Origin of the sequence: Paenibacillus sp. FSL R7-0272 (assembly GCF_037969905.1) — a bacterium.
GTDB lineage: Bacteria > Bacillota > Bacilli > Paenibacillales > Paenibacillaceae > Paenibacillus > Paenibacillus polysaccharolyticus.
This window is the reverse complement of sequence record NZ_CP150221.1, coordinates 5,558,642-5,582,931: the sequence shown is the minus strand read 5'-3', so window position 1 is coordinate 5,582,931 and position 24,290 is coordinate 5,558,642. Positions and strand designations below refer to the sequence as shown.

Genomic DNA, 24,290 nt, shown 5'->3' with positions numbered 1-24,290 from the left:
GAAAGGATTCAAAGCTTCGACGGAGGAAGTGAAGGTAATATATACCATTAGTACCATTCGAATTATTGGTAAATCATTCCTGTTGAATTCCTCGATTGATGACAAACTCTGCTTATTTCCCTCCTAATTGTGTTAATTTAAGGCAAAATATTAACACTTTATACTTCAAAGATCTAATTTAACCAAAATTTTACTATACATTCTTTGGAAATTTGATATAATTCTACGCAGGTCGACCTTCCAATTATTGAAAAAAATAGAATTGGTGGGTTTTTATACATACCTAAGCTGTGTGCGAGAGACCAGTCTACTGGATACCCAGCAAGCCGGCATGCGAGGACCGACAATTGTGGTAACGACAGCCAAGAATTTTTTGCTCGATGACGCCAGAAGTTTCAGAAAGAATGAAGCTAAACTTATCCCAATTACGATGGAGGATGAAGCGCGTGAGCATTTTTGAGAAGCTGGAATCTAACGTAAGATCTTACTGCAGAAGCTTTCCGGTAGTATTCGACCGGGCCAAGGAAGACCTGTTATATGCTGAGGATGGAAGAGCATACATTGATTTTTTTGCAGGTGCTGGAGCACTGAACTATGGTCATAACAACGATTATATTAAAGGTCGGATTCTAGATTATCTGACCTCCGATCGGATTATGCATGGTCTCGATATGTACACAATGGCCAAGCGCGAATTCATCCAGAGCTTCTCGGAACGAATCTTGGAGCCAAAGAAGCTGAATTACAAGCTTCAATTCTGCGGTCCGACGGGTACAAATGCGGTGGAAGCGGCACTCAAGCTTGCACGCAAGGCGAAGAAAAGAACCGGCATCTTTGCATTCATGGGCGGTTTCCACGGCATGTCACTTGGCAGCCTCTCGGCAACAAGCTCCAAGTCGATGAGGGAAGGAGCGGGGCTTCCTCTGGATGGAGTTACCTTCATACCACATCCGAGTGGAGCTTTCGCAGATATGGATACACTTGGTTATATTGAAAATATTCTAACGGATTCGCACTCCGGAGTTGATAAGCCGGCTGCCATTCTGCTCGAAACAGTTCAAGCTGAAGGCGGCATTCATGTTGCTGACGCACAGTGGCTACGCGGATTGCAACAGATTTGCCGCAAGCACGATATACTGCTCATTACCGATGAGATTCAAGTCGGTTGCGGCCGAACTGGCGAATTCTTCTCCTTCGAACGTGCGGGGATTGAGCCGGATCTGATTACCCTGTCAAAGTCGATCAGCGGGTACGGCCTGCCAATGTCCCTCCTGCTCCTGAAGCCTGAACTGGATCTCTGGACGCCAGGGGAACACAACGGCACCTTCCGCGGCAACCAGCTTGCTTTTGTGGCTGCCAAGGCTGCTCTTGAGTTCCGGGATAGAGTAGCCTTGGAACAACAGGTGAAGCAGAAGGAAGAGTTCGTGCGAGCGTTCCTTGATAAAGAAATCAAACCTCTACATCCTTCCATCACCATCCGCGGGCTTGGCCTGATCTGGGGCATTGACGTTTCGGGCTTTACGGATGAAGCCGGGGCGAAGCGGATGTCGGAGATCAGTTTCGAGAATGGGCTTATTATTGAAAGGGCCGGCAGAGGGGACCTCGTCCTGAAGATCATGCCTCCGCTGACTGTTTCCATGGAGAATCTGGCTGCTGGTTGCGATATTATCAAGTCTAGTATTCAGCAGGTAATCTCTCAAGAGGCCCAGCGTTTGCTGGTAACAACCTAAGTTTGGTCAAACCGACGGGTGCGCTGGCAATAGGAATAGAACTTCTTTCAGGGGGCCGCGCGTCAGGCAACATGGAATTCATTTCTATTCCTAGGACTAACCCGTTCATCTAATACAGAGCATTTTTGAGAACCTCATGAAATACCATCTTCACATGTAATCGCCCGGGAAAAGATCACTACCCCGCGGCCTGATCTTGACTTATCCACATCGGGACTGCGGGGGAATGCATTAAGCGTACATAGAGTGTATCAATGCCCCTTAACATAGGTTTTGATCAAGGTAACTCCGTTGCAAAATCCGAAGGTACGGCTGATTTCCTGCTGCCTCTGGAATCCTACAGCACGTCTTACATCAATGGGATGAGCCTCCCTTGTCTACCTCTAATTCCAATTCCGAATCCAAGGTTAAATGTAAGGTCCGTTTTCGGGCATCTGTGTTCACAGTAAACATATTGAAGCAAGGGAGTCAGTAACAGATACACCTTTTGCGTAAACGATGTCTCTATTTTTTTCAAGCAGGGTAGTCGTTCGAGATCGTTGCCAGGCAGAAGATTGCCATATGCGATCAATTGGATAAGCAGAGCGGTGATTTGGCATAAGCCATAGCTATTGTTATCACATTTTGAAAAGGCGGGGAGCATTGCTGCGGCATAGGCTCTGCCGGATTGCTTTTACCGATGAAGAGAGGGGAACGATCCAGGTGGCTTTTGAAAAAGAAACGTTGTTTTGGAACGAAAAACTCGGTAGTGATGATGATATTCTGACGCGGTTACCTTATAGCAAAACGCAAAGCCCTTTAAGACCCATGATGACAACCGTTAGTGGTTCGCTTTCAGAGAAAGCGTCGCAACGTGTCCTACAAATGAGTAAGGGGACTCCGCTGGCGACGTTTATGATTATGCTTGCGGGTGTGCAGTCACTTTTATATAAATATACAGGCGCTTCCGACATTTTGGTTGGTATGCCGATTGTACCGAAAAAGACGGAACAGCGACGCTCCATTAATCATACCGTCATATTAAAAAACTCGTTTGCGGCGGGTGTGACTTTTAAAACACTTCTGAATGAATTGAGGACTTCCTTACCGGAAGTGATTCAGCATCAACATATTCCGTTCTCGAAAATGACGGAGAAGCTGGACTTGCAATATGAGGACGGGAAGCCAATCATCCATACACTAGTATCTCTAAAGGAGCTACATACGGATGAAATCACACCATATGTGGTCACAGATTGTTCTTTTGAGTTCAGCATAACCGGCGGGACCATACAGTTAGCTCTTTTATACAACGAGCATTTATATGATTCTGAATTCATGACTCGGGTTGTTGGTCATCTCAACAGCCTGCTAACTGTGGGTCTCCACGAGCTGGAACTGGACATCGTGAAGATTGATATGTTGTCTGAAGAAGAGAAAATTAAATTGCTCCAAAGCTTTAACGATACCAAGCAGGACTATGCCCGGGATTGGACAATCCATCAACTCATAGAAGAACAGGTACAGCGGGTGCCAGAAGCAACGGCAGTTGTTTTTGAGAATCAGCAACTTTCATACGCGGAGTTGAATGAACGAGCTAACCGGCTTGCGAGAACACTGCGATCCGTCGGCGTGTTACCCAATCAATTGGTCGGCTTGATGGTAAGGAGGTCGCTGGAGACGGTTGTTGGTATTCTGGCGGTTCTAAAAGCTGGCGGTGCTTACGTACCCATTGATCCCGAATACCCGGAAGAACGAATCCGATACATTCTGGAGGACTCTAACGCGCAGCTGCTACTGACTCAAAGGGAGCTGATGCACCAAGTACCTTTCAAAGGGACTGTTCTTGCACTGGATGACGAGAACTCCTATGACAACGATGGGGCGGATCTGGAGCTCGCTAGTGGCCCGAATGACCTCGCTTATGTCATTTATACGTCAGGTACGACAGGCAAACCCAAAGGAGTCATGCTGGAGCATCGGGGCTTGGTAAGCTTGAAATTGATGTTTGCGGACAGGCTTGGTATTACGGAGCGAGACCGAATTGTTCAATTCGCCAGTCTGTCATTCGATGCATCCTGCTGGGAAATGTTCAAAGCGCTCTACTTTGGTGCGACTTTGTACATTCCTACAGCCGAAACGATTCTCGACACTCGTTTGTTCGAGCATTATATGAATGAGCATGCAATTACAGCGGCCATTTTGCCGCCAACGTATAGCGCTTATTTGCACCCGGATCAACTCCCTAGTTTAACGAAACTCGTAACGGGAGGCTCGGCAGTATCAGCCGAATTCGTGCAACAGTGGAAAACGAAGGTTCACTATTTCAATGCTTATGGTCCTACTGAAGCGTCCATTGTTACGACACTTTGGGATGCGAATGAGGAGCAACCGGAACATAGAGTGATTCCGATCGGGCGGCCACTGGCGAATCACCAGATTTTTATTCTGGATGCCAACCTGCAACTTGTACCTCCAGGAGTGGACGGCGAGTTGTGCGTAGCAGGTGTGGGACTTGCGAGAGGTTATCTGAACCAACCGGAGCTAACGGCAGAGAAGTTCGTGGAACATCCGTTTGTACCGGGAGAACGCCTTTACCGGACGGGAGATCTGGCCCGCTGGCTTCCAGACGGAAATATGGAGTATTTGGGACGGATCGACCATCAGGTGAAAATCCGTGGATTCCGAATCGAGATCGGGGAGATTGAAGAGCAACTTCTGAAGATTGACTCTGTACAGGAGACAATCGTAATAGCGAGGGAAGGCAAAAGCGGCCAAGAACTGTGTGCTTACCTGGTCGCGAGCCACCCACTTACACTAGGTGAGCTGAGAAGCACGCTGGCACAAAACTTGCCGAATTACATGATTCCGGCCCATTTTGTTCAGCTTCCAAGGATGCCCCTTACGCCGAACGACAAAATTGACCGCAAGGCTTTGCCTGCCCCAGAAGGAAATGCACTGATTGGAGGCGAGTACGTAGCTCCCCGAAATGAAGTGGAGCGGACTCTTGCTGATGTATGGCAGGCCGTATTGAACGCTGATCGCGTTGGGGTAACGGATCACTTCTTTGAGCTTGGTGGAGACTCGATTAAGTCCATTCAAGTATCTTCGCGTCTTCATCAAGCCGGATACAAGCTGGAAATCCGGGATTTGTTCAAATATCCGAAGATCTCACAGCTCAGTCTGCATGTGAAACCGATTGGACGTACCATCGATCAAGGAGAAGTTACGGGTGAAACAGTACTGACGCCGATCCAGCAATGGTTTTTCGAGAGCTCCTTTGTGGATTCCCATCATTTCAATCAGTCGGTGATGCTGTACCGAAAGGACCGATTCGACGAAGAAACGGTAGGACATGTACTGCAAAAGCTGGCCGAACATCATGACGCTTTGCGAATGGTATTCCGTAAGACGGAACAAGGGTTCAGCGCCCGGAACCGAGCAATTCAGGAAGGCGGGTTGTTCACGCTGGATGTGTTCGACTTCAAGGATGAGCAACACACCGGGCAGGTTGTGGAAGCGAAGGCAACGGACATTCAAGCAGGTATTAATCTGGAGAATGGGCCTCTTATGAAAGCGGGACTCTTTCAGTGTGCGGATGGGGATCATCTGTTACTGACGGTTCACCATGCTGTGGTGGACGGTGTATCTTGGCGTATTTTGATGGAGGATTTCGCACAGGGTTATGAGCAGGCAGTCAAAAACGAGGACATTCGTTTCCCGGCGAAAACGGATGCGTACCGCACTTGGTCAGAACAACTGGCCGCTTACGCACAAAGTGCGGAGCTTGCGAAGGAGCGAGCCTACTGGCAGGACGTGGAGCTAATTGAGGTTCCGGCCATACCGAAGGATATGGAGACGGATATGACGACACAACAAGACAGCGAATCACTATTCGTCCGTCTAACTCCCGAAGAAACAGAGCTGTTACTGAAGCGGGTTCACCGAGCTTATAACACTGAAATGAATGATATTTTAATTACGGCGCTCGGCATAGCCATTCGCAATTGGACAGGACACGAACGTGTGCGGATCAATCTCGAAGGACATGGACGTGAATCCATCGGAACTGATATCGACATTAATCGCACAGTTGGCTGGTTTACGACCAAATTTCCAGTGGTCCTGGAGCCGGAAAGCGATCGGGATTTGGCCTACCAGATTAAACAGGTCAAGGAACGCTTGCGCCGCATTCCTAACAAAGGTCTTGGCTATGGCGTATGCCGTTATCTCTCCAAGTCGGAGGATAGCTTGGTTTGGGGCGCAGAGCCGGAAATTAATTTTAATTACCTCGGTCAGTTCGACGATGATGTCAATCAAGATGAGATCGGCATATCTGCTTATTCCAGTGGTAGCCCGGCTAGTGATCGGCAGGCCCGCAGCTTTGTGCTGGATATTAACGGCATGGTGCTGGACGGAGCTTTATCGCTTGATCTTAGCTACAGTCGAAAGCAGTATCGGAAGGAAACAATGGAATTTTTTGCTCAAGGACTGGAGCAAAGTCTCCGAGAGCTCATAGCGCACTGTGTAGGGAAAGAACATACCGAACTGACACCAAGCGACGTACAATTTAAAGGTTTGACCATTACAGCATTGGAGCAAATCGCTCAGCGTTCCGGTCATCTCGGGGAAATCGAAAATATTTACTCGCTTACGCCGATGCAAAAGGGTATGTGGTTCCACAGCGCGCTTGATCAGCAAACAGCCGCTTACTTCGAGCAGACGCGATTTACGATGCGGGGAGCACTCAATGTCCAGCTTTTCGAGAAAAGCTGGATGGAGCTTGCGAAACGACATCTGGTGTTACGGGCGAATTTTGTGAAAGGTCCAACAGGGGAGCCGTTGCAAATTGTGTACCGTGATAAACCAGTTGGATTCGAATATGAAGAGTTGCTTCATTTGAAAATGGATGAAAAACAGGCCTATCTGGACAAAAAGGCTGAGGATGACAAACTTCGCGGCTTCGACATGGAACATGATGCACTTGTTCGCTTTACGATCCTCCGTACTGAAGAGCAAAGCTACCATGTATTGTGGAGTTTCCAGCATATTTTAATGGATGGTTGGTGTCTGTCTCAGCTGACACAGGAGCTGTTTGAGGTGTATTCTGCTTTGATCTCTGGTGAGCAACCGGTAGTAGATAAAGGAGCAGATTACGGTACTTATATCGAATGGTTGGAGAAGCAGGACGATAAGGCAGCATCCGATTATTGGACGGCATTCTTGGCAGGTTATGAGGGGCAAACGGTACTCCCCGGGCAAAAGGAATCAGCGCCGCATAACAGATTTAAAGCCGATCACGTCACAGCTCTGCTGGGCAAGGATTTAAGTGAACGGATGGATCAGGTAGCGAAACAGCACCTGGTTACGGTAAATACACTTTTGCAGGCTACATGGGGTGTGATGTTGCAAAAATATAACGGAACCCACGATGCCGTATTTGGTAGCGTTGTAGCCGGAAGACCGGTGGAGATTCCAGGCGTCGAGTCCATGATCGGTCTGTTTATAAATACAGTTCCGGTTCGTGTCACGAGTGAAGCCGACACCGTATTTGCCAACCTGATGGTGAAGCTTCAGGAGCGAGCGCTGGAGTCAGGGAGTTATGATTACTATCCGCTGTATGAGATTCAAGCTCTCAGCTTGCAAAAGCAGAACTTGATCAACCATATCATCGCTTTCGAGAATTATCCTGTAGATGAACAGATGGAGCAAGCGGGCGACCAGAACCATGGGGAACTGACGATCGCAGACGTTCAGATGGAGGAGCAGACTAACTATAACTTCAACGTGACCGTATCACCAGGAGCCGAGATCGAAATCAGGTTCGATTTTAATGCTGAAGTGTTCGACAAAGATAGTATCGAGCGACTGAAGGGGCATCTCGTACATCTGCTGGAGCAGGTGACGGCTAATCCGAAAATTGCGGTGGGTGAGTTGGAACTTGTGACGGAGGCAGAAAAGACGGACCTGCTCGAACGTTTTAACGATACCACCACAGCGTTTCCTCGCGATAAGACGCTCATTCAATTGTTCCAGGAACAAGCGGGGCGCATCCCGGATGCAACTGCTGTCACCTTGAATGGACACGAGATGACCTACCGCGCTCTGAATGAACGTGTCAACCGCCTTGCCCGTACCTTGCGTAGTCACGGGATAACCCGAGGGAGACTAGTCGCTATTATGGCTGAGCGTTCGATTGAAATGGTGGTGGGTATGCTGGCGGCACACAAAGCCGGAGCGGGTTACGTACCAATTGATCCGGAATATCCAGAGGAGCGTATTCGTTTTCTGATCGAGGATTCGGGAGCTCAGGTCATGCTGACCCAAAGCCACTTGCGTGAACGTATGGCGGATTCGGACTCCGTGATCTTATTGGATGATGAATTTTTCTATCATGAGGACAGCACTGATCTACATCCAGGCACGGAAGCGACAGATCTGGCATGCATCATCTATACGTCAGGCACGACGGGCAAGCCGAAAGGCAACCTTGTTTCACATCGTAACATCGTGCGTATTGTACGAAATACGAATTATATTGACATCACGGAGCACGACCATGTCCTCCAGCTTTCGAGTTATTCGTTTGACGGAGCGATCTTCGATATTTTTGGTGCTTTGACCAACGGAGCAAAGTTAGTACTGGTTCCTCGTGAGACTGTGCTGGAGATTGGTCAGCTTGCGGATCTCATTCAGCGTGAGCATATTTCTGTGATGCTGATAACGACGGCGTTTTTCAACGTGCTTGTAGATGTGAACATCGACTGCTTGCGAGATGTCCGGGCAATATTGTTCGGAGGAGAGCGAGTGTCGGTTGGCCATGTGCGTAAAGCGCTCGCCCATATCGGGCCGGGAAAACTTAACCACCTGTATGGCCCATCGGAAAGCACAGTGTATACCACATACCTTCCGGTCGACTTCATTGATGACACAGCCGTTACCGTTCCTATAGGAAGACCCATCAGTAATACAACGGTGTATATCGTGGACAGCCGGAACCAACTTCTGCCGATCGGTGTGGCTGGCGAATTATGCGTTGGTGGAGAAGGCTTGGTACAGGGCTATAATAACCGGCCTGAGCTGACGGCAGAGAAATTCGTGGAACATCCTTTTGAACCGGGAGCACGTATGTACCGAACGGGGGATTTAGCGAAATGGTTGCCGGACGGTACGATTGAATACGTTGGACGGACGGATGACCAAGTGAAGATTCGTGGCTTCCGGATTGAACTCGGCGAGATTGAAGCTCAGCTTCAGAAAGTGGAGGGCATTCGGAAAACAACGGTATTTGCCAGAGAGAGTGCTTCCGGCGAAAAGCAACTTTGTGCGTATTATGAAGCAGACGTTGAGCTTCCAGCGGCTGAGGTGAAGAGTGTACTTTCCCAGGAGCTACCGGCCTATATGATTCCGTCGTACTTGATCCAGCTAGAGCAACTCCCACTGACAACGAACGGCAAGGTTGACCGCAGGTCTCTCCCGGAGCCAGAGGAGAGCTTGCAGGTTGGAGAAGAGGGGACTCTACCACGGACCCCACTCGAAGCCAGTCTGGCTGATATTTGGAAAAGTGTACTCGGACTCGGGCACATTGGCGTTCATGATAATTTCTTCGACCTTGGCGGCCATTCACTTCGGGCGACAACACTCGTAAGTAAGGTGCACCAGGAGTTGAACGTTGAATTGCCTCTGCGGGACGTATTTCGCTATTCGACAATTGAAGAGATGGCCCTAGCCATATCCCGGATCGGAGAGCAGACGTTCTCATCGATTCCGTTGGCAGACACAAGAGCATATTATCCACTTTCATCAGCTCAGAAGCGGTTGTATATCCTAAATCAGCTGGAAGGAGCAGATCAGAGCTACAACATGCCTGGTGTGTTACTGGTGGAAGGAACAATCGATCGAAGTCTGCTGGAAAAGGCTTTCCGCGGACTGATTGCACGCCACGAAACGCTGCGAACCGGCTTCGAGATCGTGCAAGGCGAAGCAGTACAGCGCATTTATGAGAGTGCCCACTTTGCTGTGGAGTACTGCCATGCGAACGAGGAAGAAGCGCCAGACGTTGTACAGGCCTTCATCCAGCCTTTCGACTTGGCGAAGCCTCCACTGCTGCGAGCGAAACTCGTAGAGCTGGCGACCGAACGTTATTTACTGATGTTTGACATGCACCATATTATCTCTGACGGGGTTTCGATGGACGTATTCGTCGATGAACTCGTCCGTCTATACAGCGACGAGACATTAGAGCCTTTACGCATTCAATACAAGGACTATGCGGTATGGCAACAGTCAGACGAGCAAAAGGAGCAGTTGAAACGGGAAGAAAGCTATTGGTTGGAACGTTACCAAGGCGATTTGCCAGTGCTGGAGATGCCGACCGACTACCCGCGTCCTGCCGTGCAAAGTTTTGAAGGACAGACGTTAACATCTTTCGTCGATGAGAAGACAAACGAAGGTTTGAAGCAACTGGCCGCTCAAAGAGGAACGACGCTATATATGGTGTTACTTGCGGCATATACCGTGCTATTGCATAAATACTCAGGTCAGGACGATTTGATCGTCGGAACGTCAATTGCGGGCAGAACACATGTCGACACACAGCCTTTGATCGGAATGTTCGTTAATACGCTGGCACTTCGCAATTATCCGACTGCGGACAAAACCTTCCTTTCGTATTTGGAAGAAGTGAAAGAAACGACTTTAGGAGCTTACGAGCATCAAAGCTACCCGTTTGAAGAGCTTGTCGACAAAGTGCAAGTCACTCGTGATCTGAGCCGCAACCCGCTCTTTGATACGATGTTCTCCCTGCAAAACTTGGAAGATAAAAAGATAGAACTGAAAGGACTGAAGTTATCACCGTACCCTAGCGACTATGGCTCAGCCAAGTTCGACTTGAGTGTGGATGTTACAGAAGAAGACGGCGTGTTGGAATGCAACTTTGAATTCGCAACAGCTCTTTATAAAGAAAGCACGATTCGAAGACTTCAGGCTCATTTCGGACATTTGCTTGCGACGATCGTAAGCCGTCCGGATGCGAAGATTGCTGAGCTACATCTGTTGACTACAGCGGAAAAGGAAGAATTGATCAGCGCATTTAACCCGGCGCAACCCGAAGCAGAAACGGCTCCCGCGGCTGCGTTCCACCGTCTGTTCGAGGAACAGGCGCAGCACGCGCCTGAATCGGAGGCCGTCGTGTACGAAAACGACCGCCTAACGTATGCGGAGCTGAACGAGCGGGCGAACCGTTTGGCGGCCACACTGCGAGCAAGTGGCATTGGCCGTGAATCCATCGTCGGCATTCTCGCCGAACGTTCGGTGGATTTGCTGGTAGCCGTGCTGGCTGTCTGGAAAGCAGGCGGCGCGTATGTACCGCTCGACCCGGATTACCCGGCAGATCGCGTTCGGTTCATGCTGGAAGACAGTGGAGCAAAGGTACTACTCACCCAAAAGCCACTGCGAGAGCGTGCCGAAGCATGGCTGGGCGAAGAGGAACTGGCTTTGTCGGCAGTACTGTACCTCGACGACGAAGCAACCTACAGCGAGGAGCGGGTCAATGCACCGATGAGTTCTGGTATGGGTGATTTCCATGAAGCCCGTCCAGAGGATCTGGCCTACGTGATCTATACGTCGGGAACGACAGGACAGCCCAAAGGCGTCATGATTGAGCACCGCAGCCTGGTGAATACGGCGGCAGGATACCGACGGGAATACCGATTAGATCAGTTCCCGGTACGGCTATTGCAGCTTGCCAGCTTCTCGTTTGACGTGTTCGTGGGCGATATTGCACGCACGCTATATAACGGAGGCACGATGGTCATTGTGCCGAAGGACGACCGGATTGATCCGTCGCGTCTGCACCACTGGATCGAGCAAGAGCGGGTGACCCTTTTTGAATCGACGCCAGCGTTAATTGTGCCATTTATGGAATATGTGCATGAAAATCAGCTGGATATGAGTCAGATGGAGCTCATCATCACAAGTTCGGACAGCTGCAGCGTAGCAGATTATCGAACCTTGCAGGAACGTTTTGGCTCGCAATTCCGAATCATCAACACCTATGGCGTAACGGAAGCAGCGATTGACTCCAGTTTCTACGACGAGTCACTGGAAATGCTGCCCGAGACAGGGCATGTGCCTATCGGAAAAGCGTGGTTGAATGCGAAGTTTTACATTGTGGATGCGCACCTGAATCCGGTGCCTGTGGGGGTGCTGGGCGAACTGGTTATCGGCGGAGTTGGGGTCTCGCGCGGATATTTGAACCGTCCAGAATTAACAGAGGAGAAGTTCGTAGACAGTCCGTTTGCCGCAGGTGAGCGGTTGTATCGCACAGGAGACTTGGCGAGGTGGATGGAAGACGGCAACGTGGATTTCATCGGTCGAATGGACAACCAGGCTAAAATTCGGGGCTACCGGATTGAAACAGGTGAGGTCGAAGCGAAGCTGTTGCGTGTGGAAGGTGTTCGCGAAGCAGTCGTTCTGGTTCGAACTGATGGAGAAGGACAGAAGATGTTATGCGCTTATTACACAACGAATACGGGAACGGATCTGGCAATGAACGTTCTGCGAGGTGCACTGGCACAAGAGTTGCCGGGATACATGATTCCATCGTACTTCGTGGAAATGGACTGTCTGCCTCTGACGCCGAACGGAAAGATCGATCGGAAGGCGTTGCCAGCGCCGGAAGGGGAGGCAGGAAGCGGAACGGAGTATGTCGCACCACGCAATGAGCTAGAAAGAAAATTGGCCTCGATATGGCAGGAGGTGCTGGGGCTTACGAAGGAGATCGGCGTGTACGAGAACTTCTTCGACATCGGCGGTCACTCCCTACGGGCAACGACACTGGTCAGCAAGATTCATAAAGAGTTGAACGTGGATCTGCCACTGCGAGAGGTGTTTCGTCATTCTATGATCGAGAACATGGCGGTTGCCATTTCCCGGCTAGATGAGCAGAAATTCGTTGCTATTCCGCTGGCGGAGAGACGTGAGGTGTACCCACAATCTTTTGCTCAAAAACGTCTCTTTATTTTGAATCAACTAGAAGGTGCGGAGCTTAGTTACAACATGCCGGAAGCCATGGTGCTAGAGGGGGCTTTGGATCGTGCAAGGTTCGAAGACGCATTCCGTAGGCTCGTGGATAGACATGAAATGTTGCGCACCGGTTTCGAGATGGTGGATGGCGAAGCAGCGCAACGGATTTACCAAGACTTGAATTTGGCCGTGGAGTTCTACTCAGCAGATGAGCAAGAGGTCGAAGAGATCGTTCATCGTTTTGTCCGTCCGTTTGACTTGGCGAAACCTCCGCTACTGAGAGTAGGCCTTGTCCAGCTTGCTCCGGAACGCCATATTCTAATGTACGATATGCATCATATTATTTCCGACGGTGTATCGATGGAGATCTTTGTTGAAGAATTCGTCCGCTTGTATGGGGGAGAACAACTGGAGCCTTTACGCATTCAGTACAAAGATTATTCCGTTTGGCTACATTCACAGGAGCAGAAGGAACGGCTTCAGCATCAGGAAACGTACTGGCTGGACATGTTCCAAGGAGAACTTCCGGTGCTGGAAATGCCAACCGATTATCCGCGTCCTGCTGTGCAGAGCTACGATGGTCACACACTGGAGTTTTTCTTAGAAGTTTCGAAAACCGATGCCCTGAAGCAGTTGGCTTCAGAAACGGGCACGACACTGTTCATGGTGTTGCTTGCTGCTTATAACGTGCTTCTGCACAAATATTCAGGTCAGGAAGATGTAGTTGTTGGTACGCCAATTGCCGGAAGGAACCATGGAGATGTGCAACCGTTAATCGGGATTTTCTTGAATACACTGGCGATTCGCAGTTATCCGTCTTCGGAGAAGACATTCCTGTCATACCTGAACGAGATTAAAGAAACGACCCTCCATGCTTTTGAGCATCAAAACTATCCGTTCGAAGAATTGGTGGACAAGGTGCAAGTCACCCGTGATTTAAGCCGTAATCCCCTTTTTGACACGTTGTTTACGATGCAGAATACGGAGAACGAGGAATTCGAGTTGGAAGGGCTCCGTTTGACTTCTTATCCGAGCGCAATGGATACCGCCAAGTTTGATATTAGCTTGGATGTGGGTGAGGAGAACGACGGCTTGGATTACAGCTTCGAATATGCGACGGCTCTTTATAAAAGGGAGACCATCGAACGGCTGGCCAAACATTACGAGCAATTGCTCGTCACGATTGTAAGCCGTCCGGAGGCGAAGATTGCTGAGCTGAGCTTGTTAACGGCTGAGGAAAAAGAAATGCTCCGCGCATTTAACCCGGCACAACCAGAAGCAGAAACGGCTCCAGCGCTTGCGTTCCACCTTCTGTTTGAGGAACAGGCGCAACGCGCGCCTGAATCAGAGGCCGTCGTGTACGAGAACGACCGTCTAACGTATGCGGAGCTGAACGAGCGGGCGAACCGTTTGGCAGCTACACTGCGCGCAAGTAGCATTGGCCGGGAATCCATCGTCGGCATTCTTGCCGAACGTTCAGTGGATTTGTTGGTAGCGGTACTTGCTGTCTGGAAAGCAGGCGGCGCGTATGTACCACTTGACCCGGATTATCCGGCAGACCGCGTGAGGTTCATGCTCGAAGATAGTGGAGCGAAGGTACTACTCACGCAAACGCCACTGCGAGAGCGTGCTGAAGCTTGGCTGGGTGAAGAGGAACTAGCGTTATCTGCAGTGCTGTATCTCGACGACGAAGCCTCCTACAGCGATGAGCAGGCCAATGCGCCGCTGAGTTCTGGCATGGATGATTTCCACGAAGCCCGTCCAGAGGATCTGGCCTACGTGATCTATACGTCGGGAACGACAGGGCAGCCCAAAGGCGTTATGATCGAGCACCGCAGTCTGGTGAATACGGCGGCAGGATACCGGAGGGAATATCGATTAGATCAGTTCCCGGTGCGGTTATTGCAGCTTGCCAGCTTCTCGTTTGACGTGTTCGTGGGTGATATTGCACGCACGCTGTACAACGGAGGCACAATGATCATTGTGCCGAAGGACGACCGGATTGATCCGTCGCGTCTACATCACTGGATCGAGCAAGAGCAGGTGACTATTTTCGAATCGACGCCAGCGCTGATTGTGCCGTTTATGGAATATGTGCATGAAAATCAGCTGGATATGAGTCAGATGGAACTGCTCATTACAAGTTCAGACAGCTGCAGCGTGGCCGATTATCGAACCTTGCAGGAACGTTTTGGCTCGAAATTCCGAATCATCAACGCTTACGGTGTGACTGAGGCGGCGATTGACTCCAGTTTCTATGATGAGCCACTGGAAATGCTTCCCGAGACGGGGCATGTGCCTATCGGAAAAGCATGGCTAAATGCGAAGTTTTACATTGTGGATGCACACCTGAATCCGGTGCCTGTCGGGGTGCTGGGCGAACTGGTTATTGGCGGAGTTGGGGTCTCACGCGGATACTTGAACCGTCCAGAGCTGACGGAAGAAAAGTTCGTAGACAGCCCGTTCTCAGCAGGTGAGCGTTTGTATCGCACGGGAGACCTGGCGAGATGGACAAAAGACGGCAACGTGGACTTCATCGGTCGGATGGATAATCAGGCGAAAATCCGGGGGTATCGGATCGAAACAGGCGAGATCGAGTCACAACTCTTGCGGGTGGAAAATGTACGCGAAGCCGTGGTGCTGGTTCGAAATGATGCAAACGGGCAGAAAGTGCTATGTGCATATTACACACCGGATACAGGAACGGATCTGGCAGTAAACGATCTGCGTGGAGCGCTGGCACAGGAGTTGCCGGGGTATATGATCCCATCGTACTTCGTGAAGATGGAGCATCTGCCTCTGACGCCAAACGGAAAAATTGACCGGAAGGCGTTGCCAGCCCCGGAAGGGGCGGCAGGAAGCGGAGCGGAGTATGTCGCACCGCGCAATGGACTGGAAATAAAATTGGCCTCGATTTGGCAAGAGGTGCTGGGGCTAACGAAGGAGATCGGCGTGTACGAGAACTTCTTCGACATTGGTGGTCACTCTCTACGGGCAACGTCATTGGCAGGCAAGGTATTTAAGAAATTAAATGTCAATCTGCCGCTGCGCGACGTATTCCGTCACTCGACCATTGCAGCGATGGCCGAGGTAGTCGCCCGGATGGAGCGACGGGAGCATGACGCCATTCCTCAAGCGGATGTGAGAGAATACTACCCTCTCTCCTCTGCGCAGAAGCGATTGTTCATTCAGCACACGCTGGACGGAGCAGACCAGCTTTATAACATGCCGGAACTGGTGCAGTTGGAAGGTGAGTTTGATTTAGAGCGTTTTGAAGATGCCATGCGTAAATTGATAACTCGCCATGAATCACTACGTACCGGTTTTGAAGTTGTGAAGGGTGAAGCGGTTCAGCGCATTTACCAGCAGGTTGATTTTGCTATCGAACACCATCAAGCAGATCCAGAGGATGTGACTCAAATGGAGCAGACCATTCGCGGCTTCGTTCGCCCATTTGACCTTGGCAAGCCGCCACTTCTGCGCGCCGGAGTCATAGAACTGGAGCGGGACCTGCATATTCTCCTGTTTGACATGCATCATATTGTGTCCGACGGCGTATCGATGGCAATTGTGATGGATGAGTTCTCAAGTTTATATGCCGGTGAAGAACTGCCTCCACTACGGATTCAATACAAAGATTATGCTGTTTGGCAACACTCTAAGGATTACCAAGACCGGATCGGGCGGCAGGAAGCTTACTGGCTGAAAGCCTTTGAAGGCGAGCTCTCGAGGGCCGACTTACCGATGGACTATGAACGGTCTGCGATTCGCGATTACGAAGGCATGCATCTGGATTTCGACGTTGATGCTTCTCTCTCTGAGCGATTGCGTCAATTGGCAGCCCAGCAAGAAAGCACGCTGTACATGGTGCTACTAGCGGCGTATACCTTGTTGCTCTCCAAGTACAGCGGACAAGAGGATATCATCGTGGGTACCCCGGTGGCGGGAAGAACGAATGCCGATTTGGAGCCGGTCATCGGAATGTTTGTCAATACGTTGGCGCTCCGCAATCGTCCGTCAGGCGACAAAACGTTTTTGTCCTACCTTGAAGAAGTGAAAGAGACAGCTTTGGGTGCTTTTGAGAACCAGGATTATCCGTTCGAAGAGCTTGTGGAGCGTTTGAATGTGAAGCGGGAACCAGGGCGCTTCCCGTTATTCGATGCAGTTTTCGACTTGCAAAATATCGAAGAACACGACGTCGAACTGGAAGGGGTCAACCTGAAAAATGTTGAACTCGACCAGTTGGAAGAAGCCAAGTTCGATCTAACTCTGTTTATGTATGAAAACAACGGCACGCTGAGCGGAGGCTTCTTCTATGCCACGAAGCTGTTCAAAGAGACGATGATTCGTACCCTGTCCGAGGATTACCTGCGGGTGCTGTCTCAAATCGTGGAAAATCCACATCTTGAGCTAAACCGCATTGAATGTCATAAACCGGAGACAGGCGGAAAGAATGCGGTGGATACAATCGAATTCGCGTTCTGATTCTACAAACGTGCCTTTGATGTCTCTAGCGAAATCTGCAGTATCCCAAGTAAGATGGCGAACTACATGCAAGCCCTAGATGCACAGATCCGAAAACAAACGTTTTGGGATCTGCGCAGGGCATGCGGTCACTTCATTTTAGGGGAGGTATCCATGAAATCTTTATTTGAAAAGGAAGAACGATACTGGAGCAGCAAGTTGGATGCCGGTGATAGCCTGAGCTTCCTTCCTTACAGTCAATCCTCCAAATTATCTGCAAGTGGGGAAGTCCAGGCCAAGCCGGGCTTGATTCACCGCACTCTGCCAAGCGAGCTCTCGGAGAGAATTATTGGCCTAGCGAGTGGTTCCGATTTGGCGATATACATGGTTGCTTTGGCAGGAGTAAAAGGCCTGCTTTTCAAATATACAGGGCAGGGTCAAGTACTGGTCGGTATGCCTTCTTATCATGCAGAAGCGCATGAGATGCCGACGTCGCATGAAATCCTGGTCATCAAAACGGCTGTAAGCCATCAGACGACGCTTAAAACGTTACTTGGAGGAATTAAAACCTCCATCGGCGAGGCATTGGAGCATCAGCACCTGCCTTTTCGGAAAATGGTGGAGCCGCTCCATCTGGGTTACACGAAGGACGGCTTCCCAGTCATTAATACTGTGGTCTCCTTCGCCCCGATTCATCCTGAACCGCTGGGCAACCGAATGGTGAACGATATGATTTTTCGCTTCGACCGCGAAGACAGCTCGATCAAGTTGGAGATAAGTTATGACGGGCAGCGGTATGAGCATGCGTTTGTGGAACAGGCTGCCGACCATTTGGTTCGGCTACTATCCTTACTTTTATTTCAGCCCGATCTGGAGATTGGACAAGCCGACGTACTGTCTCCAGATGAGAGGGAAACGCTCCTGAATCAATTTAATGACACCGAAACCGGATTTGAACGTGGGCAAACCATTCACGGCTTATTTGAAGAACGGGCAGTGCTTTACCCGAATAACGTAGCCGTTATCATGAATGAAGCGCAGTTGACTTACCGCGAATTAAACGAACGATCCAACCGCCTTGCGCGGAAGTTGCGGGAGACAGGAGTCAAAGCCGATCAACTGGTCGCGATTCTAGCCGAACGCTCGATTGATATGGTTGTTGGCATCCTAGCGATTCTCAAAGCCGGCGGGGCTTACGTGCCTATCGATCCCGATTATCCAGAGGAGCGCATCCGATTCATGATTGAAGATTCAGGCGCACCGTTATTACTGATTCAAAAGCATTTGCATGAAAAGACCGATTTCGCAGGGACTCGGCTTGAATTAGATCTTTTTGTTTGGGAAGAGAATGGACTCGGCTCCGAAGGTACACTGGACTCTTCAAACTTAGAACCGATATCTGGATCAGGGAACTTGGCCTATGTTATCTACACGTCAGGAACGACCGGTAAACCTAAAGGAACGCTAATTGAGCATAAAAATGTCGTGCGCCTTCTGTTTAACGACAAGAACTTGTTCGATTTTGGGCCAGCCGACACATGGACACTGTTCCACTCCTTTTGCTTTGATTTTTCTGTTTGGGAAATGTACGGAGCGTTGCTGAATGGAGGTAAGCTGGTCATCGTACCACCGCTGACGGCGAAAAGTCCCGCTGATTTTCTGGCGCTGCTAAGCCGCGAACAAGTTACGATTTTGAATCAGACGCCAACGTATTTTTACCAGTTGCTCCGTAAGGTCTTGGTCGATCATGCATATCATCTACGGATTCGTAACGTCATCTTCGGAGGCGAAGCGCTCAGTCCGTTATTACTCAAGGGTTACAAGACGAAGTACCCGGAGACAAAGCTGATCAACATGTACGGCATTACGGAAACGACCGTTCATGTGACATATAAGGAAATTACGTGGACCGAAATAGAGGCGGCGAAGAGTAATATCGGCAAGCCTATCCCCACGCTTCGTGTGTATGTTCTGGATGAAAACCGCCAACCCGTTCCAATTGGTGTAGCGGGTGAAATGTTCGTTGCCGGGGAAGGCCTTGCGAGAGGATACCTGAACCGTCCGGACTTGACAGAAGAGAAGTTCGTCAATTCCCCGTTTGTAAAGGGGGAGAAACTGTACCGCACGGGCGATTTGGCGACTTGGTTGCCAGACGGCAATATCGAATATCTGGGCCGGATCGACCATCAGGTGAAAATTCGTGGATACCGGATCGAGTTGGATGAGATCGAGAACCAGATGCTGAAGATTGAAGCTGTGCAGGAGGCCAAAGTGCTTGATCGCGACGACGCGAACGGTAATAAGCTTCTTGTTGCGTATTACGTCGCAGAAACCAGGTTTTCCGCGCATGAACTTAAGGAGGAACTCTCCAAGCAACTTCCGGGGTATATGATTCCTTCTCACTTCGTTCAGCTTCCGCAGATGCCGCTGACCTCGAACGGGAAAATTGACCGCAAAGCATTGCCAGCGCCAGGGGAAACCGCGGCCAGGGAAGCCGAATATGTCGCGCCGAGAACGTTGCTTGAGATGAAAATCGCCCGTGTATGGCAAGATACGCTTGCCGTTCCGCAGGTTGGCGTAAAGGATAACTTTTTTGAACTTGGAGGCAATTCGTTAAGCCTGATGAGGCTCGTTCAAGCTGTTTACGATGAAACAGGAATTGAGATCCCGCTGAACCGCGAGTTCCATCATTTCACCGTTGAAGCCATGGCTTTTGGAGAGGGAGATATGGGGCTAGATCAAGGGGGAGACTCTTTCATTAAGTTGAATAAAACAGGTGATCTTAACGTGTTTTGCTTCCCTCCCGGTAGCGGCTTCGGCATAGGTTACCGGGAACTCGCAAGTAGGCTCGATGGACGATTCATACTCTACGGTATTGATTTTATTGACGATGCCACCGATTACGAGTCCATGCTGAACCGCTATGTGGATGAGATTGTTCGCATCCAGCCAGAAGGGCCCTACGTGTTACTCGGTTATTGCTTTGGAGGCAACCTGACGTTTGAGGTAGCTAAAGTGATGGAAAAAAGAGGGCATGTCGTAACGGACGTGCTTATGGTGGACTCGTGGATTAAGGAAACGCTGACGCCTGCTGAAACGTCAGAGAAAGAGCTTGAAGAAATGCTTGCCGATTTTGACGAAGAAGAGAAGGAATTAATGAGTAACTCACTCGTACGGGAGCGGGTTCATCGTAAGGTTAAAGCGACCTTGATGTACGAGGCACAGCTTATTAATTCTGGAACGATCTCGGCCCGGATTTATGAATTGATTGCGAAGGACAGCGAGGCGTTTCGTCTGGAGCACCAATTGCCATCCTGGAGGCGTGCGACAAGGCAAGCTTACACCGACTATCGTTTGGAAGGCGCGCATGAAGAACTATTAGAGCTTGTGCGTGTGGACGAAACGGCCGTCGTCATCCGGGATATTTTAGAGCAAGTTAAGCGGCAGATTGAGGCGGAGGCTGGAGTACTGCATGGAAGCTGAGCGGCAACCATTCGTTCGAGAACAAGTCACAGCCGAACCTTCCAAGCGTCACACCGCTTACGCCACATGGAAAGCGTTTCGCTGGCTGATGTCTTATGTAGGCCGTCACAAGGGCTGGATGATCGTCGGTATATTGTCCTCCATTGCTGCGGCCGTCATTGAGATATGGACGGGAAGTCTGATCGAGCAACTGACCACGCAGGCCGAGAAAGGGGCAGGGCCAATTGTGTTACAGATCGTGTATGCGGTCTTTGTGGTCATCCTGATCGGTGTACCTGCGAAGTTTTTCATGAGTTTCGGCGTGGAGCGAAGCAGTGCCTCTGCGGTTCAGGATGTCCGTAACGATGTCATGCGTCATATCGGTAAACTTCGGGTCTCCGATTTGGAAAAACAGCACTCGGGTGACATGCTGTCACGGATCAATAATGATCTGCAGCTCATCCAGCAGTTTATGATGCGGGATTTTGCCCAGTGGTTCTATCATCCGCTATTGTTCATTGGCTGTTTCGCATATTTGATCTACCTCCAATGGGAGCTGATGCTGTACAGTCTGCTGTTATTTCCGGTAGCCTTGCTGGTTTCTCAGTGGATTGGCAAGCAATTGGAGCGGTTGACGGAGGAAGCTCAGACCAATATGGGTCGAATGAACGTTAACCTCCAGGATACGCTCGGGGGGATGCCTGTTGTAAAAAGCTACCTGTTATCCGGGATGTTATCTCGATCCTACCAAGTGTTGCTGCAATTGACAGCTCAAAAAAAACTGGCGGTAAAAAAGCGGGAAGCCTGGGTCAACCCGTTGCTTTCTACACTGATGATCAGTCCGATCATTTTTGCAGTCAGTTACGGAAGTTATTTGATCTATCAAGGGCAGTTAGGCGCTGGAGAACTTGTAGCCTTCTTATACTTGCTGAATCTGTGTCTGGAACCGCTGGAACATATTCCCGAGCTTATCACGCGTACGTTCGAAATGGCCGGTGCCTTGAGAAGGGTTTCCGACATCGTTGAGCAACCAACCGAAACAGAAAATGGTCGTTTAATTCCGAAAGCAAACGCAGCTCCTATTGAATTCAAGAACGTGACCTTCGGATATGAAGATCACTCTCCGATCCTGCGGAATGTTAGCTTCTCGGTACCGGAAGGTAAGACGATTGCTCTTGTCGGGGCGAGCGGCGGAGGGAAGAGCACGGTGTTTAAGCTGGTTTGCGGCTTTTATCCGCTACCGGAGAAAGGCGAAGGCGAAATCCGCGTGTTTGGCAGCCAGATTGATGGTGCCGATCCGGAGCAACTGCGGTCACATTTCTCCGTGGTCACTCAGGATTCGTATTTGTTTAGCGGGACGATTGCCGAAAATATTGGCTACGGGCAGGAGGGAGCATCGATGGACGCGATTATTGAAGCTGCCAAAGTTGCTCAGGCGCATTCCTTCATTATGCAGCTCTCTGATGGATACCAGACGTATGTCGGAGAGCGCGGAGGATTTTTGTCCGGCGGACAGCGTCAGCGTATCGCCATGGCTCGGGCCTTTTTAAAGGATGCTCCCGTGCTGTTGTTGGACGAGCCTACGTCGGCCCTTGATCCGGAGTCGGAAAGTGCGGTTCAGAAAGCTCTGGGTGTATTGATGAAACAGAGAACAACGATGGTTATTGCTCACCGACTTTCTACGGTACAAAGTGTCGACGAGATTTGGGTCATGGAACAGGGAAATATTGTGGAGAAGGGCACTCATGAACAATTACTGGGGATGAATGGGCTGTATGCCCAGTCTTACTACCAGGAGTTTACCGAGTCCGCCGAACGCAGGGAGGTGGCGCACACATGAAAAAGGGCGGATGGATCTTGCAAGTTAAAGAACTTGGCTATTTGCTGACATTTATGAACCGCAAGCAAAAAACTCAGTACGCCACCGGCCTGGCTGTAACGGCGCTCACCCAGACATTGTTTCTGATTGCCTTCAGTTTGGTTGTACATAACTTGGTTGATTTCGCCGTGTCCCGAGATACGTCCCTGATGGTGAATGCTTTTATCATTTTGGGCACGGCGCTGTTTCTGGAAAATATCATTTCGCCCTGGTTCATTTACTTGTACCAGCGGAGTGTCGAGCTGACTGTACTGAACATCCGCGAGCGTCTTTATAACAAACTGTGCCGAGTACGTCCGAGATTCCTGGAGCAAACGCACCACGGGGACTTGTTGTCGCGGGTGAACAACGACGTAACGACAGTTGAGTTTACATTTTCACAGGTTTACTTCGTTCTGTTGTTACAAGTTGTTTTTTGCATCGGTTCTATTGTTTCCATGGTGTTGATCGATTGGCGGTTTGCTGGCGTATCTTTTGTCATTCTGCTATTGTCCTCCGCGGTCAGCCTGAAATTTGCACGAGATATTCGTGTCTTGTCCGAACAAGGATTGCAAACGCTTGGTAAAATGACTGAAAAATTCAAAGATTTCATGGGCGGCATTCAGATGGTGAAACTGTTTCGTATCCGTTCGATTTATAGCCAGTATGAGACGTTGAACGAACAGATGACTCAGACGCTTCGGCAAACTGCACAGAAAAACGGCATGCAGGCTGCGGTGAATCATTTTATTAGCTACGTCACGTTCTGTGGCATTATCGTCATCGGTAGTCTTCTCTATGCCTATGGACTTATGGGAATGGGGAGTGTTGCTGCCCTGGCGGTTTTGCAAGTGAATCTGACGCACGCTTTATTGAACCTGGGGATGGTTCTGTCCATGACTCAGAATTCGCTCGCGGGGGCTCACCGGATTCAAGAGGTACTTGCAGAGGAAGAGGAACCAGAGCGACTAGGATCTCCAGATAGTAAACATTTTTCGGATGCTGCGGTGGAGTTTCGCGATGTGGAATTTTCCTATCAGATGGATAAAAAGGTGATTGAAGGCATGTCCTTGAAGGTGTTTCCCGGCCAGGTCGCAGCAATTGTGGGAGCCAGCGGTAGCGGCAAAAGTACGCTGATCAAGCTGTTGCTCGGCTTTTATCCGGTGGACAGTGGAGAAATCCTGCTCCAAGGCAAAGCGTTTGGCCATTACACACTGGAGGAAATCCGCAGGCAGATTGCTTATGTTCCGCAGGAGCCGTTCTTGTTTGCAGGTACGATTGAGGAAAATATTCGCTATGGCAAGCCGGAAGCCACGGATGAAGAAGTTGTCGAAGCTGCCAAGGCGGCATACGCTCATCATTTTATTCAGGAACTTCCTGAGCAGTATCAAACGTCGGTTGGAGAGAGAGGCGCATCGTTGTCAGGCGGACAAAGGCAACGCATTGCGATTGCGCGGGCGATTCTTAAGAATGCACCAATTCTCCTGCTGGACGAAGCAACCTCTGCACTGGATAACGAATCCCAGCATTGGGTACAGCAGGCTCTGAACGTACTGATGAAGGGGCGTACGACTATTCTGATCGCGCACCGTCTCAGCACCGTGGAACATGCAGATTTGATTACGGTTATGAACCAAGGGACAGTCGTTGAGCGGGGCCGGCATCAGGATCTGCTCGCGCTCGAAGGTTATTACGCCCGGCTTTACAGTTAGCTGATTTATATAAGTTGAACTATTTTTTACACAAAAACGGAGAGGACAGAAAAAACCTGG

Annotated in this window: 6 protein-coding genes; all 6 read left to right on the top strand. The window is 50.0% G+C overall.

All coding sequences use genetic code 11. From position 1 onward, the window contains the following. Positions 1-292 precede the first annotated feature (292 nt). The 6 genes from MKY23_RS24515 (at position 293) to MKY23_RS24490 (ending at position 24,230) form a co-directional block, all read left to right on the top strand. Positions 293-460, top strand: coding sequence for a hypothetical protein (locus tag MKY23_RS24515; protein ID WP_253491078.1), 168 nt, complete (start codon positions 293-295; stop codon positions 458-460). Beyond that, positions 447-1,730 (top strand): diaminobutyrate--2-oxoglutarate transaminase, encoded by a 1,284-nt coding sequence (gene ectB / locus MKY23_RS24510; RefSeq protein ID WP_090924349.1) that lies wholly within the window; start codon positions 447-449, stop codon positions 1,728-1,730. Before MKY23_RS24515 ends, ectB begins: the two co-directional genes overlap by 14 nt. A 696-nt stretch (positions 1,731-2,426) precedes the next feature. Continuing rightward, positions 2,427-17,219 (top strand): amino acid adenylation domain-containing protein, encoded by a 14,793-nt coding sequence (locus tag MKY23_RS24505; protein WP_339839685.1) that lies wholly within the window; start codon positions 2,427-2,429, stop codon positions 17,217-17,219. Between the two features lie 153 nt (positions 17,220-17,372). Then, a complete protein-coding gene (locus MKY23_RS24500) occupies positions 17,373-20,681 on the top strand; it encodes an amino acid adenylation domain-containing protein (RefSeq protein ID WP_339832868.1) in 3,309 nt (1,102 codons plus the stop codon). Then, on the top strand, positions 20,671-22,500 hold the full coding sequence (locus MKY23_RS24495) for an ABC transporter ATP-binding protein (protein WP_339832866.1): 1,830 nt from the start codon (positions 20,671-20,673) through the stop codon (positions 22,498-22,500). The genes MKY23_RS24500 and MKY23_RS24495 overlap by 11 nt, the downstream gene beginning before the upstream one ends. After that, positions 22,497-24,230, top strand: a complete 1,734-nt coding sequence (locus tag MKY23_RS24490) for an ABC transporter ATP-binding protein (RefSeq protein ID WP_339832864.1) — start codon at positions 22,497-22,499, stop codon at positions 24,228-24,230. Before MKY23_RS24495 ends, MKY23_RS24490 begins: the two co-directional genes overlap by 4 nt. Positions 24,231-24,290 lie beyond the last annotated feature (60 nt).